A 14476-nucleotide genomic window follows, 5' to 3' on the forward strand; every position below is an offset into this window, starting at 1 on the left:
AGCAGACATATTCTTTTCTTGCGCCATTACCGAACAAACAGCCATGCGAAGCAGGGCGGTAGCGCGCGATAGCGCGGGTTCGTGAGTATCATGTCCATGCACCAAATGAAGCCAGATCAAAGTCGAAAATTGATTTCGTATTTATTATAATTGACAACAATAATCCGCAAAAAGGAGGTTCCACCATGCCATCCCACATCATCCACCCAATCCCGCCTGTTTTTGACGCCGACTCCCGCATCCTGATCCTCGGTTCCTTTCCGTCGGTCAAATCCCGAGAAAGCTGTTTTTTCTACGGGCACCCACAGAATCGTTTCTGGAAGCTCTTAGCGCGCCTGCGAAAGGAAGACGTTCCATCCTCCATCGAGGAAAAGAAGGAATTTCTGCTGCGGAACCACATCGCCGTCTGGGACACCATCCATAGCTGTTCCATCGAAGGATCCAGCGACAGTTCCATCCGCGATGTTGTTCCAAACGACCTCGCCTCTATCCTGGATCACGCTTCCATCCAGGCGATTTACACAAACGGCGGGCTGTCCGGAAAAATGTACGACCGCTTCTGCCGTAAACAGACTGGCATTGAGGCAATCAAACTGCCGTCCACCAGCCCTGCCAACGCTGCCTGGAACCTCGACCGGCTGACAGATGCCTGGAAATGTATCAACCAGATCCTGGGGAAACCCGGATCTGAAACAAAAAACACTGCTTCCGATGGCAACGCACGCGAGGCAAAAACACGCATCATCTAAACAAACACCATCTGCACCAGAATCGGAACGGTTTTCGGAAATGCGTATGAGAGCGCCATTCTCACTCCCGAGCCATTTATCTTCCCGACTGCTGCCTGTTCTTTCATCGTTTGGGCTGACTCTTTTTTCTTTCTGTTTTTTCCATTTGTTCCTACTCCGCACGTGTAAATTCTTTCATTTCTTTATTTTAGGCAGCTATAACCTATCTGTCAACTAGAGAAATCTGCGTTGCTTCCTTTCCCATTCGGATTTCTTTGATTACAGCAGTATCCTTCAGTGAACTATACTCTGGCATTTGACACTGCTCATCTTTCTTAGTAGAATAAATACATTATAACGATCGATTTTTCAAATTCAACACAGATTTGAAACATGAAAAAAAGCTTTGAAGAAATTACCTTTACAAAAATTCTTATAAAAAAACTGTTGGTTGCCTCGTTATAAATTCGCACTGTAATGATTACTATATAGAAGGAAACAAAACTTATGAACACACATATTCCCATCCCTAACCCAGGTGCCGGCTTACCTGTCCAGTTCTCTGAACCAGCCGCCTATTCCTACGAAAGCTGCCATTGCTGTCCGCGAAATTGTCAGATCAACCGCACAAAAAAGCAGGGCTGGTGTCACAGCCCTGCCGGTATCCGGGCGGCACGCGCGGCGCTTCATCCATGGGAGGAACCGTGTATCAGCGGTCTTCACGGAAGCGGTACCATCTTTTTTTCCGGCTGCACGCTGCGCTGCTGTTTCTGCCAGAACTACCAGATCAGCAGCGAAGGCTTTGGAAAAGATATTTCCGAAACGCGTCTGGAGGAAATTTTTCTGGAACTGCAGACACAGGGTGCGCACAATATCAATCTGGTGACGCCGACTCAGTACCTTCCGTCGCTACTGCCCGTCTTAAAACGGGTCAAACCGCAGCTTTTCATCCCGATCGTCTACAACTGCGGCGGTTATGAGACGCTGGAGGCGGTTGATGCGCTGGCTCCCTATATCGATATCTGGCTGCCGGATTTAAAATATTACTCTTCCGAACTGTCCGCCCGCTATTCCGCCGCCCCGGACTATTTTCCGGTCGCCTCCGCAGCAGTCAAACGGATGATCAAGCACACCGGTCCGCTGGTATTGGAAGATTTCTCCGAAAATGGCCAGGCCTGCCAGCTCATGAAGCGCGGCGTGATCCTGCGGCATATGGTTCTTCCAAAACACAAAGACGATTCCATCCGCCTGCTCCACTGGATTCACGACAACCTCCCGGAGGGGCATTTTCTGGTAAGCCTTATGAGCCAGTACACCCCCTTCTACCAGAGCAGCAAATATCCGGAAATCAACCGTCGCATCACAAGCTACGAATACCAGAAAGTCGTCGATGCCGCGATTGAGCTGGGACTCACACAGGGCTTTATGCAGGAAAAAAGCAGCGCAAAAGAAGAATACACGCCGCCGTTTGAATTGCAGGGGATTTGATATTTATATAAGAAAAGATCCTTCTTGATGCCTTTCCATGAACCAGAAAAAGGGTATCGATAAATTGACATTTTATCGATACCCTTTAAACTATCTCGTCCATTGGATGATACCTCTTTCTTTGAACTTTTCCTTTATTCAATTTTGATTCCTTTTTCAACAATTTCTGAATCGTTCAATCTTATTTTTTTCTTTTTTCACTTATCTATCTCTCTTTTAAAAAACGCTTCTTTTTAATGATACTTTCTCGTCATATCACTAAACCGAATCCTGTTTCTAAATATGTATGATAGATGATTGACTGATTTTTACTTGTTGATTTTGGTTTTCCTTTGTTCAATTTTTTTATTAAAAAATTGAACCAGTTTTATGTTTTCGGTGGAATCAGCTCCCTTCTTTTTTTGTTTTATTTCTTGTTTCTTTTGATGGTTTTATTCTAATACATATGTCGCATTTTGTCAATACTAATTTTGTATTTTCTTGTTATTTTTCAGTTTTATTTCCACCATGAATGCCAGCTATTAGTTTTCATCTCGCAGTCGCGCCATCTTATCTCTTTATTTACCATCGTTCACACATTATGAGCGTCATGCAAACTTTTACTGGGAACGTATGCGTGAACAGCAACAAATCCGCAACCAGAACTTCACTTTTCCCCTGTTATTTTTCTTGCCAATCTTCCCATTTTCCAGTATAATCATGCTATCGGTGCATTTGGCACCTGCTTCTTTATATGCAGGCAATTTTTTCACATCTTACTGGTTCCTGCGATTCTCATGTTCAGTTTTTTCGATGATTTCCATGACCATTTTCATACTTACGCACTCAAAAGGTAAACGCTAAAACTCTGAACTTTTTATTTATTTTTTAATCACTAAGCAATCTTTCTTCACATCTCAAACTTCATGACTGCTTCTTGATTTGATTCCTTAAAACTTATTCACACGGGGAAACTGTTTCTCATTTTGCTGAAATTCATAACCTACATGAGCAAGCGGGCATCCCCTATCTGCAATTTTATTTCAGGAGGTACTCTATGGTCTATGAAACTTTTTTGAAAACAATCCAGTCGATGGTGCAGACGCGCCTCAATAAAAAGGCCAACGTCTCCCTGCGGCGGGTTCTGAAAAATAATGGACTGATGCTCGACGGGCTGAGCTTTACGAAACCCGGCTCACGGTTATCACCGACTGTCTATCTGAACGCCTACTATAATGAAGCGGAGGAAGGGATGCCGCTCTCCATTATTACCGATCAGATCCTGATGGTGTATGAGACAAATCCAGGATTTTCGGAGGATATCTGCGAGGAACTGCGTGATTTTGATGCCGTACGCGGCCGGATTGCCTACAAATTGATCCACGCCGATAAAAATAAGGTGCTTCTCTCCCACATCCCACATATTCCGTATCTCGATCTGGCGATCGTTTTCTATCTGATCCTCACTGACAATGAGGAGGGGCAGATGACGACCCTGGTACACAGCGACCATCTTGCCCTGTGGGATATTTCTCTGGAAGAGCTCGGCATACTGGCGGAAGAAAATACACCTCGCATACTGCCGTACCACATCAGCTCCATCGAATCCACCCTCAATCAGCTCGAAATGGAGGACATCGTTGAAACGGAAGCTCTTCCATCGGTCGCTCTCTACGTTCTGACAAATTCGCGCGGCATCAACGGCGCTGCCTGCATGCTCTATCCCCGCGTCTTAAAAGAATTTGCCGAAAGCCTGGGCGAAGATCTGATTATCCTTCCGTCCAGCATCCATGAAGTGCTTCTCACTCCCAGCAACGTCTCTCTTCCGCCGGAAGAACTCAATGAAATGGTTCAGGCGATCAATCAGTCGGATGTGCCCGCTGAAGACCGCCTGTCAGATCATATTTATTATTTTAGCAGGATTCAGGGCTGTCTCTACCTGCCGCCCAGTTCCACTACGACGCTTTATTCCGGAGCAGACGGAACAGTGAATCCACAATAAAGATGGCAACCGCCATCGCCCCCGCTATCTGGATCGTCTGGATCAGATAAAAATTGTACCATTTTGTCTGTCCCTGTATCAGAAAATAGACGCTCCGGTAGATCGATGCGCCCGGCACCGTCGGCAGGATTCCTGCCACCAGAAAGATCGTGACGGGCGCTTTTAACACGCGTGCAAATACCTGGCTCAGCAGAGCCGCTGCCAGACTGGAAAAAAATGCCGCCGCCACCTGCGAGGTTCCCACCTGCATCGATACCAGGTACGCCAGCCATCCGGCACCTCCGGTAATGCCCGCATAAACCAGATATTTCCGCGGCATATCGACCAGCAGGGAAAAACCAAAAACCGCCAGAAATGCCCCCACGCTCTGGATCATCAATTCTCTTATCATCTCTGTCATACCGATCCTCCCGCCAGCCGGACTGCCACGATCGCCAGACCGACGCCCGACGCAACCGCCAGCGCCACCACGACTGCCTCCGCCATCCGCGCGACTCCCGAACTGTAATCCCCATTCAGCGTATCGCGGATTGCCGCCGTAAATGTGACCCCAGGCACCAGCGGCATGATTGCGCTGATAATCACTACATCCAGGCTCATTCCCAGAAATGCCCCACGGCGCAGCAGATACGCCGCAACCGCCAGTGCAAACGAGCCAAGTGCATTTTGACAGAAATCATTCAGCATAAGGTTGGACGCCGCCCGCAGGACAAACGCAAGAACGACTCCCACGACAGCCGCCACCAGGCATTCGCCCGGACCGCCTCCAAACATCACCGCAAAAAATCCCGTCGTTGCCGCATAGCCAATGCATTTCTTCCAGAATCCGTATAATGTCGTATTAGCAATCCGATCCAGTCGTTCCTGCGCCTCCCCGACGGACAATTTTCCGCTGCAAAATTCCCTTGAAACATTGTTTACCTGATAGATGCGGTTCAAATTCGTTGCCCGGTTTTCCACCCTTTTTACCAAGGTAAGCGGCGGAAGTGATGCATCCGCAATCGTCGCCACGATCCCCGTCGTCACGACAAACACATCTGCCCGTGCAATCCCTGAATGCTTTAAAATACGGTGAATCGTGTCCTCCACACGGTAGACCTCCGCTCCGCTCGCCAGCATGATCTCCCCCGCCCGGACCGCCATCTCCATCAGCGCGCCATATTCCATACCAACCACCCTCTGATTTACGAATTTTCCAAATCCAGCAACATTTTCTTGACCTCTACCATACGGTCACGCAACACGACCGCTTCCTCGAAATTCAGCTCGGCTGCCGCCTGATTCATCTTCTTCGTCAGTTCCTTTACAAGTTTTTCTAATTCCTGGCGATCCATCGATTCCAGATCCTTCGTTACCTTATTCGTAACCGGTTCGGCTGCCTGCGAGATCGTGATCAGATCCCGGACAGCTTTCTTGATCGTCGTCGGCGTAATGTGATGTTCCTCATTGTACGCCTGCTGAATCGCGCGTCTTCGCTCCGTCTCCTCGATCGCCGCCCGCATCGAATCCGTGATCGAATCTGCATACATGATAACATGCCCCTCAGAATTTCGCGCTGCTCGGCCGATCGTCTGAATCAGGGACGTTTCCGAACGCAGGAATCCCTCTTTATCCGCATCCAGAATCGCCACCAGCGCAATCTCCGGGATATCCAGACCCTCACGAAGCAGGTTGATGCCGACCAGCACATCGAAGACATTCAGACGCATATCCCGGATAATCTGGGCGCGTTCCAACGTGTCAATATCCGAATGCAGATATTTGACGCGGATTCCCGCATCGCGCATATAGTCGGTCAGGTCTTCTGCCATCCGCTTTGTCAGCGTCGTAACAAGCACCTTAAACCCTCGATCCACCTCCCGGTTGACCTCCGAAATCAGATCGTCGATCTGTCCCTCGACCGGTCTCACCTCAATCGGCGGATCAAGAAGTCCCGTTGGACGGATCACCTGCTCTGCCCGCAGAAGCTCATGATCTGCCTCATACTCGCCCGGTGTTGCTGAAACGCAGAGAATCTGATCCAGTTTGCTCTCAAATTCTTCAAAATTTAACGGTCGGTTATCCAGCGCCGACGGCAGGCGGAATCCATATTCCACCAGCGTTTTCTTGCGCGACTGGTCGCCCGCGTACATACCGCGCACCTGCGGCAGCGTGATGTGCGACTCGTCCACAATCACCAGAAATTCATCCGGGAAATAATCCATCAGCGTACACGGCGGTTCTCCCGGTTTCGAACCAATCAGATGACGCGAATAATTCTCGATACCGGAACAGAAGCCTGTTTCCCGCATCATTTCCACATCAAAATTCGTCCGCTCCGCGATTCTCTGTGCCTCCAGAAGCTTATCCTCACTCTTAAAGTAAGCGACCTGCTCCTTCATTTCCTCTAAAATATTGTTTGCCGCAATCTCCATCCGCTCTTTCGGGATGACATAATGCGATGCCGGGAAAATCGCGATATGTCCTAACTGCGCCTTGATCTCGCCCGTCAGCGTGTCAATCTCTGTGATCCGGTCTACCTCATCCCCGAAAAACTCAATCCGGTACGCATCGCCGCCCGAATACGCCGGGTATACCTCCAGTACATCGCCGCGCACCCGGAACGAACCTCGCTTGAAATCCATGTCATTCCGGCTGTACTGAATGTCGATCAGCTTGTGAATGACCTCGTCGCGGTCCTTCTCCATGCCCGGGCGTAGGGAAATAACCATGTTTTTATAATCGATCGGGCTTCCCAGACCATAGATACAGGAAACCGATGCCACAATAATCACATCCTGCCGCTCCGACAGCGCCGCCGTTGCTGAATGCCGCAGCTTATCGATCTCGTCATTGATAGAGGAATCCTTCTCGATGTATGTGTCCGTGGACGGGACGTAAGCCTCCGGCTGGTAGTAGTCATAGTAGCTGACAAAGTATTCCACCGCATTATTGGGAAAAAATTCCTTCATTTCCGAATAAAGCTGGGCTGCCAGCGTCTTATTATGTGCAATAATTAACGTCGGCTTATTCAGCTTCTGAATCACATTTGCCATCGTAAACGTCTTGCCAGAGCCCGTTACCCCCAGTAATGTCTGGAACTGATTTCCTTCCTTGAAGCCCTCCACCAGCTTTTCAATCGCCTGCGGCTGGTCGCCGGTCGGGCTGTATTCTGATACCAACTCAAAATGATCCATTGCTTTCTCCTGATTTGATATAATTCACAAATAAAGAATGTGCCTTTTTGTGTAATAGGGGATTCCAAGGAATTTCCTAGTACACAAAAAATCCCATTAAGTATTTCTATTATACCAAATCCACCCATGAATGTATACATAAAAGCAAAACAAATCAGTACAAACGTTCGATTTCAGATAACTGTTCACAGGTAGGAATTTTCTGAATTTTCTAAACTGAAGATTCCGTACGATACAGTTCTGGTTGCAGATTTTGCCGTCATTCCTATTATTGGTTTACTGTATTATTTCTTTCTTCCCGTGACTACTATCAGAACGATTCCTAATACTCCCATCATCCCCGCATACCCCACAAACGGCACGCTCACGCCCTCACTGAATCTTCCCATCCATTTCAGCACAAACGGCGAACACGCCGCTCCCAGATTGCAGCCGACCAGCACGATTGATGTGGCTGTATTGATAGAAGACTGCGGAATCTGCTCGGAAATCTGGTGGAAGGAATAGGTAACCAGAACGGTATAGAAAAATCCAACGATACTAATGCCAATTCCAATCAGCGGCAGATTGCCCGCATATGCGGTCAGAAGCATCCCCGCTCCAAGCATCAGGCATCCAACCCCCGGCAATTTTTCCTTCCACCACATCGTCAGTTTTCCAAAATAAACACCGGCAGCTATTCCCATCAGCATCATGAGCGTGAGAATGATGCTGGCTTCCGACTCCGTTCCAAGTTTCTTCTCCAAAATCAGCATCGGGACACGCAGGGAATTGGAACAGTAGATGCAGATGACAAATCCCGCAAACAGTGCATAAGCAATGGGCAGGACTTCTTTTTTCCAGCATTCTCTTTTTCCATCTGCCTCCGCTTCCAGACTTTCTTTCTCTGCCCCTGCACTCTGTGAGCCCGCACTCTGTCCCATCTCCATATTCCCCGGAACCCATACAAGATACAGAAGTACAATCACAAATCCGAGCGCGTACACCCAAAATGCCAGATTCCACCGGATCAACACCAATTTTCCAGCAACCAGCGTCATAACCGCGCTTCCCAGCACCTCCGCCGATCCGCGGTATCCGAGCAGCGCCGCTTTTTCCCTGCCTTCATAATATTCACTGAAAATGCTGATTGCTTTCGCATTAATGAGCCCAATCCCGATCCCCAGGAAAATCCTGGACGCGAACATCACCGGATATTCCTGTACAAACACCGGTACCATGCCGCTGACCGATAAAAGAAGCAGACCGCCCACAATCATTGGACGGTCTTTCATATAACGCGACAGCCATGCATTCAGCACGATCATGACAGTGATCGCAAACGACGGTGCTGAGATCAACATCTCCACCTGTGCGGTTGTATATTCACTGAAATGCTGCAGCAGCGATGGCAGCACGATCGAAACAGAATACGCCGATGTCAGTATCAATGACAGCGATAGCAGCGCTATTTTCTTCATTTGTTCTTTCATATTAATTTCTCCCCGAATGTAAGTTTTATACTAGAATTCTGATTGCTTCTGTCCTATCCATTCACAATCGCAGGCAACACAATCCATGTATCGTTTCTTAAAACAATACTCCATTCCTTTTATCATAAATGAAATTCATTCAGAAAGAAATACTTAAATTTTTTTTATTCTAAGATTTTTATTCTAAGGTAGATGTTTCACTGTTCACACATGTGTTCCCAGTAACGGGATTTTCAGTTCAGAAAATTCCTGCCTGTGAACGGTTACGTTTCTTCGTTACCTATCCCCGCGCAAACCAGTCTTTCATGCACTGAAGCACCTGCACCAGCTCTTCTTCCTTGATAATATACGGAACCATCGCGTACAGATAATTTAAGAACGGACGGCTGAACACGCCGCGTTTGTACGCATATTCCTGATACCCTTTCAGGACTGCCGGATCATATACCTCGACACAGACACATCCGCCCATCATGCGGACCTCCCTGATTCTTGGATCGGCAAATCCTTCCATCTCCCGACGGGTGATAGCTTCGATCTTCTGAATCTTTTCCATATAGTTCTGCGTCTCAAACAGCTCAATCGAGGCAAGCGCCGCGTTGCACGCGAGGGCATTTCCCATAAAGGTCGGTCCGTGCATCAGCGCATGTTCCGGGTTATCATCGAAAAATCCATCAAATACCTTTTTATTTGCCACAGTCGCCGCATGACCAATGTAACCGCCGGTCAATGCCTTTCCGAGGACCAGAATATCCGGAAGCACCCGATCTGCCACAAAGCGGTTTCCGGTTCTGCCAAATCCGGTTGCCACCTCATCAAAAACCAGCAGCACGCCGTACTTATCACAGAGTTCCCTTGCCTTCTCCAAAAATGAAATGTCGTACATCCGCATTCCGCCAGCACCCTGTAAAAGCGGTTCCACCAGCACGCAGTTCAACTTGTCATGATACTGTTCAAATGCTTTCTCCAGCGCCGGGATCTCAGTCGGAATGTGAACCACATACGGGCTTGCACCATAGGCTTTCAGCACAAAATGGTAGTCCTCATCATCGCCTGCCTCCATCGTCTTAAAAGTATCGCCGTGGTACGCGTGTTCCAGCGCCAGAATCATCGTCCGCTTCTCATCGCCGCGGTTCATATAATACTGCAGCGCCATTTTCAGCGCTACCTCAACCGCCACGCTGCCGGAATCTGAAAAAAAGCAGTAGTCCAGATCGCCCGGCAGCCAGGACGCCAGTTTTTCTGAAAGCCTGCGCGCCGGCTCATGCGTCAGCCCGCCCAGCATCACATGAGAAAATTTTTCTACCTGTGAAATAATTGCCTGATTGATCACCGGATGTTTATATCCATGAATTACACTCCACCAGGACGAAACCGAATCAATCAGCTTCTGATCCTTCGTGTAAAGATATACCCCGTTCGCATCCACGATCTCATAAGGTGCTTTCATTGTTTTTAACTGTTCATATGGATACCAGATCATTTTTCTTCTCCTTTATCTTCTGTCTTACGCATACAGCCCTTTCAGCGTCTCCGCATCCATGGAAAGCTCCGTATCCCCATCCGCTACACAGGCAACCACCGGAATGCCAGTGTAATATTCACACATTTTCCGGTTATCCTCATGAAGCAGATTTCCCGCCTCATAATGGTTGAAAATAATTCCCTTCAGGGCAATTCCCTGTTGTTTCAGATAATAGGCAGTAAGCCCCACGCCATTGATCGTCCCAAGCCCCGCATCCGCAATCAGCAGGCAGCTAAGCCCGCACGCTTTTACTACTTCTGGAAGACGGATATCCACTTCATCTATGCAGAGTGGACAGAGGATTCCGCCGCTTCCTTCCATCGTCACATACTCATATTTTTCACAGACTTTGCGAAAATCTTCCAAAACCCGATCCATCCGAACCGGGGTGCCCTCGAGGCGGGATGCCAGATGCGGCGATACTGCCGTCTCATACACATACGGACACATTTCCTCAAGCGGCTGCCCGATTCCCGACATTGTTTTTACCTGCAGGGCATCTCCTGGAATCAGGCTTCCATCCGCACGCCGCTCATTGCCGCTCATTGCCGCTTTATAATACGCCGCATCCGCGCCGCTCTCCCGCAGTTTTTTCACAATCAAGCCTGTCACATACGTTTTTCCAATATCCGTTCCCGTACCTGTTATAAAAATCCCCTTGCTCATCTTTTATCCAAGTCTCCCTCCCTGAATCAGCGGAATCATCCGTTTTCCTATGATGGCAGCCACAATACAGAGCACGATATCGCCCGGAACTGCCAGAACAAAGCAATATAAAAACAGCGCTCCTACGCCGATCGGCGAATTCAGATAGAAATTGCTGATCACGTAGTAATAAATCATTCCAAATGCATAGACAATAAAAAGTCCCAGAAAATTAGCTCCCAGCAGGCGCCGGTAACTCGGATGCGTCTTGGCATTGGCAATCTTACCATTCACATACGCCGCAACCGCAAATCCGATGATATATCCAAAACTCGGCTGGAAAATATATCCCGGTCCGCCGCCCTGAGTGAAAATCGGAAGTCCAATTAAACCTAATACGATATAAACCACAACCGCCAGCGCCCCGTTGACCGGACCTAAAAGCAGACCCGCCAGCATCGTAAATAAAAACTGCAATGTAAATGGAACCACCGGAACCGGTATCTTGATAAATGCTCCCACTGCAATCAGTGCAACAAACATCGCGCACAAAACTAAATCCTTTGTCTTCATGTGTTTCAAACCTTTTTCCTCCTTGGTTATCTGAATGATTTCAGGCATCCGAAGCCATTCTATTCTCGCACATGTACATAAATTTCTCTCCGCAACCCCTGTTCCAACCATCTAAAACAGCAGCGGCCGTTCCAGATCCCGGGTAGTCGAAACAGATGCAGAACTGATTGCAAGCATAACATAGCCTTTTTCTATTGTCAACCTATTATTTTTATATAGTTAACAATTAGTTTTTTATCTGTTTTTATCTCTTTCCTCCCCATAATCTTGTTTCTTATATCCCTTGATATACATACGTTTCCCGTCCGTCCACACATTCACCGCCCCCGAATCCGCCGTTCTCCAGATCTCCGTCCCCGTCTGTTCCAGACGTTCCACCGCCTCCGGCGCCGGATGACCGTAAGTATTTCCCTCTCCATAAGAGAGCACCGTGAAAGCTGGGGAAAAGCACTCCAAAAACTCCTCTGAGGAGGAACCGTTCGAACCATGGTGTGCGGCTTTTAACAATGTCACTTTTTCCCTCTTTTTGTCCTCTTCCACCGCCAGAATCTTCCTTTCGTCCTCCACTCCAATATCTCCTGTCAGAAGCATACGAAACTTTCCATACGTGACATCAAACACCAGTGAATGACTATTTCGCTCCTCGCCCGGCTTTTCCCCCGCCTCCGGGTACAGGCACCGAAGCGCCAGGCGTTTCGCCCGCACCGTTTCTCCCCGATGCAGATAATAAACTTCCGCCCCCCGTTTTTTGGCAAGAGTTTCCAGTTTTTCATATGCCTCCTGCCCTTTTCCCGCCGCCGGAAGTGCCAGATTCCGCACCCGGATATCTGCCTCCTCCTTCAAAAGCCATTCGATCCCGTTCGTGTGATCCGCATCCGCATGGCTGACCAGAATCCAGTCCAGCGTGCGGATTCCCTGACTTTTCAAAAATGGTTCCAGCACATTTTTCCCGATTTTTTTATCCTGGCTGCTGCCACAGTCCGAAAGAATTGCCTCATCCTGCGTCCGCAGAAAGACGCCGTCGCCCTGTCCTACATCGAGAAACCAGATCTGAAAGCCATGAACAGGCTGAACTACTAAAAAGACTACCGCCACAGCAATAAATACACTATTTTTTCCCGGTGCATTCCATTCTTTTGGAAACAGAAAAATCCCTTTTCTCTCTAAATTATCTCTTGCTTCTCCCACACTCCACACATATCGAATCCCCAACGCCACATAAAACATCCCTATTTTCCACATTTCCGGGCGTCCTGCCACGATGGAATGAAACGGCACGCGTTCCACCTGGATGCAAAGCCATTCATACAACTGAAAAATATAATGCCCCGGGCCCGTACATGCACTTGCCGCTATTCTGAATATTTCTGGTATTTCTGATATTCCTGATATTCCCGATGCTGCACCTCCCAAAGCCGAAAGCGCTCCCACAATGCTGCTGCCTCCGCCCATTCCCCCCATTTTTCCTCCCACAAACGCTATACTGTAAATTCCAAGCGCCAGCAGACCGCTTCCGGCTGCATACGTGAGAAGCGGAATCACGATCAGGTTCAGAAAAATTCCCAACATCGGAAATGTAAAATAGTGATACAGCTGAATCGGCATCGTATAAAGCTGAATTGCCGAGCTGAGCATGAATGTTTCATATCCTTTCTTTTTTTCTTTCTCTTGTTCCTCCTCTTCCCGCTCTTTTCTCTTTTTTCCCACTTTCCGCAGCCGCTCCGTCTCCAGCCCAATCGCGGCAACCGCGCCATAGGAAAGCTGCAATCCCGCCGAAAAGAGCAGATACGGCGACTGCCACGCCTGTAAAATCAAAGACAGCGACAGCGCACTCAGCAGATCGTAACTCCGCCCCAGATATGCCGCCAGACAGGACACCTCTACCATAAATACCGCCCGGAATACCGATGCTCCAAATCCGGTTACTAAACCATAAAAGGTAAGAAGCGCTGAAGCACCCAGCCCCGCCCATCCATACGATATGCCCCAAAAACGCAGTGCGCTGTAAACGCTCATGCCAATCAAAGAGACATGAAGCCCGCTGACTGCCAGAATATGTGCAATACCATTATCCTGAAACCGTTCGCGCAGCTCTTCCGATAACCCGGATTTATCCCCCAGCAAAATTGCCTGGAAAATCCCTGCATCTTCTGGAACACAGATTTCCTGAAAAACAGCCGTCGCGTACGCCCGGAAGCATTCTGCCTGACTTCGGAGAGGGGAACTTTTTCCTTCTGAAATAAAAATCCGATCCGCCGTTACCCGGTTTCTGATTCCTAGTCCCCGATAATACATCCGATACGAAAACTGCCCCGGATTGCGCGCTTCTTCCAGAAACTCAGCAGTTCCCGTCAGATGAATCTGACTTCCGCAGGGTGGCAGAACTTTTTCTTCATACTTCTCCAGTAAATCTCTTTTACACGATATCAGTACCTTTCTTACACTTTCATCCTCTACCTCCACCTCCGTCAAAATCATCGTACACCACCCATTTTTTTCCGAAACAGAATCCAGTGTTCCCGATACCGCCACCTCTGCCGAACCGCCCTTCTGCGTTACCATCCGTTCCAGCGCATCCGGGCGCATTTCCACCATCATCCGTCCCCATCCTGCCAGGAAACAGAAAAACAGCAGAAAGACACGGCACATCATCGGATCTTTCCAATTCCAGACGCGTTCTGCGTCTGTCTGAAAGTCCGAATCTACCCGTCCTTCTGCTGTTTTTATGACTGCAAGCCAAAAAAACGCTGCTGCAATTATAAACCACACCGTCATGCCCATCTGGTACGCTGCGACCTCTCCAAGTACGAAAGCCACCATCATCCACATTACCGGTCGTTTGATATTCAATTCCTCTTTTCCTGTATTCTACAAAACATCAACAAAAT

At 48.4% G+C, this 14476-nt stretch carries 11 protein-coding genes; 3 read left to right on the top strand and 8 right to left on the bottom strand.

The window, feature by feature from the left end; translation table 11 throughout:
* Nucleotides 1–185 precede the first annotated feature (185 nt).
* The 3 genes from DXB70_RS11045 (at nucleotide 186) to DXB70_RS11055 (ending at nucleotide 4197) form a co-directional block, all read left to right on the top strand.
* The gene (locus DXB70_RS11045; protein ID WP_118467285.1) at nucleotides 186–749 is read left to right on the top strand and encodes a DNA-deoxyinosine glycosylase; all 564 of its coding nucleotides are present in this window, start codon (nucleotides 186–188) and stop codon (nucleotides 747–749) included.
* Between the two features lie 486 nt (nucleotides 750–1235).
* Nucleotides 1236–2216: a radical SAM protein gene (locus DXB70_RS11050; protein ID WP_118673320.1), complete on the top strand. Its 981-nt coding sequence runs from the start codon at nucleotides 1236–1238 to the stop codon at nucleotides 2214–2216.
* A gap of 1036 nt (nucleotides 2217–3252) precedes the next feature.
* A complete protein-coding gene (locus DXB70_RS11055; RefSeq protein WP_118673321.1) occupies nucleotides 3253–4197 on the top strand; it encodes a DUF5688 family protein in 945 nt (314 codons plus the stop codon).
* On the opposite strand, the gene DXB70_RS11060 is transcribed toward DXB70_RS11055, so the two are convergent.
* The 8 genes from DXB70_RS11060 to DXB70_RS11095 all read right to left on the bottom strand — a co-directional run bounded on the left by DXB70_RS11060 (nucleotide 4151) and on the right by DXB70_RS11095 (nucleotide 14438).
* On the bottom strand, nucleotides 4151–4597 hold the full coding sequence (locus tag DXB70_RS11060) for a threonine/serine exporter family protein (RefSeq protein WP_227589434.1): 447 nt from the start codon (nucleotides 4595–4597) through the stop codon (nucleotides 4151–4153). The two genes, DXB70_RS11055 and DXB70_RS11060, sit on opposite strands and share 47 nt — an antisense overlap.
* The gene (locus DXB70_RS11065; protein WP_107001060.1) at nucleotides 4594–5364 is read right to left on the bottom strand and encodes a threonine/serine exporter family protein; all 771 of its coding nucleotides are present in this window, start codon (nucleotides 5362–5364) and stop codon (nucleotides 4594–4596) included. The genes DXB70_RS11060 and DXB70_RS11065 overlap by 4 nt, the downstream gene beginning before the upstream one ends.
* Before the next feature lie 17 nt (nucleotides 5365–5381).
* Nucleotides 5382–7373, bottom strand: coding sequence for an excinuclease ABC subunit UvrB (gene uvrB, locus DXB70_RS11070; protein ID WP_118467275.1), 1992 nt, complete (start codon nucleotides 7371–7373; stop codon nucleotides 5382–5384).
* Nucleotides 7374–7657: 284 nt separating this feature from the next.
* Nucleotides 7658–8845: an MFS transporter gene (locus DXB70_RS11075; RefSeq protein ID WP_118467273.1), complete on the bottom strand. Its 1188-nt coding sequence runs from the start codon at nucleotides 8843–8845 to the stop codon at nucleotides 7658–7660.
* A 280-nt stretch (nucleotides 8846–9125) separates the two neighbouring features.
* On the bottom strand, nucleotides 9126–10328 hold the full coding sequence (gene bioA, locus DXB70_RS11080; protein ID WP_118673322.1) for an adenosylmethionine--8-amino-7-oxononanoate transaminase: 1203 nt from the start codon (nucleotides 10326–10328) through the stop codon (nucleotides 9126–9128).
* A gap of 24 nt (nucleotides 10329–10352) precedes the next feature.
* Nucleotides 10353–11036 carry a dethiobiotin synthase gene (gene bioD, locus DXB70_RS11085; protein ID WP_118673323.1) on the bottom strand — a complete coding sequence of 228 codons (684 nt, stop codon included), beginning with the start codon at nucleotides 11034–11036 and terminating at the stop codon, nucleotides 10353–10355.
* Nucleotides 11037–11039: 3 nt separating this feature from the next.
* Nucleotides 11040–11588 (bottom strand): biotin transporter BioY, encoded by a 549-nt coding sequence (locus DXB70_RS11090; protein WP_233430256.1) that lies wholly within the window; start codon nucleotides 11586–11588, stop codon nucleotides 11040–11042.
* Nucleotides 11589–11822: 234 nt separating this feature from the next.
* Nucleotides 11823–14438, bottom strand: a complete 2616-nt coding sequence (locus tag DXB70_RS11095; RefSeq protein ID WP_147354051.1) for a ComEC/Rec2 family competence protein — start codon at nucleotides 14436–14438, stop codon at nucleotides 11823–11825.
* Nucleotides 14439–14476: the final 38 nt, after the last annotated feature.

This window comes from Clostridium sp. OM05-5BH, from assembly GCF_003481505.1.
In the GTDB taxonomy this organism is placed as follows: domain Bacteria; phylum Bacillota; class Clostridia; order Lachnospirales; family Lachnospiraceae; genus Otoolea; species Otoolea fessa.

Excerpts from the sequence above, each read along its gene's own strand:
- DXB70_RS11055 (WP_118673321.1), top strand. The coding sequence starts at position 3,253 with ATGGTCTATGAAACTTTTTTGAAAACAATCCAGTCGATGGTGCAGACG.
- bioD (WP_118673323.1), bottom strand. The coding sequence starts at position 11,036 with ATGAGCAAGGGGATTTTTATAACAGGTACGGGAACGGATATTGGAAAA.
- bioA (WP_118673322.1), bottom strand. The coding sequence starts at position 10,328 with ATGATCTGGTATCCATATGAACAGTTAAAAACAATGAAAGCACCTTAT.
- DXB70_RS11045 (WP_118467285.1), top strand. The coding sequence starts at position 186 with ATGCCATCCCACATCATCCACCCAATCCCGCCTGTTTTTGACGCCGAC.
- DXB70_RS11090 (WP_233430256.1), bottom strand. The coding sequence starts at position 11,588 with ATGAAGACAAAGGATTTAGTTTTGTGCGCGATGTTTGTTGCACTGATT.
- DXB70_RS11050 (WP_118673320.1), top strand. The coding sequence starts at position 1,236 with ATGAACACACATATTCCCATCCCTAACCCAGGTGCCGGCTTACCTGTC.
- DXB70_RS11060 (WP_227589434.1), bottom strand. The coding sequence starts at position 4,597 with ATGACAGAGATGATAAGAGAATTGATGATCCAGAGCGTGGGGGCATTT.
- DXB70_RS11065 (WP_107001060.1), bottom strand. The coding sequence starts at position 5,364 with ATGGAATATGGCGCGCTGATGGAGATGGCGGTCCGGGCGGGGGAGATC.
- uvrB (WP_118467275.1), bottom strand. The coding sequence starts at position 7,373 with ATGGATCATTTTGAGTTGGTATCAGAATACAGCCCGACCGGCGACCAG.
- DXB70_RS11075 (WP_118467273.1), bottom strand. The coding sequence starts at position 8,845 with ATGAAAGAACAAATGAAGAAAATAGCGCTGCTATCGCTGTCATTGATA.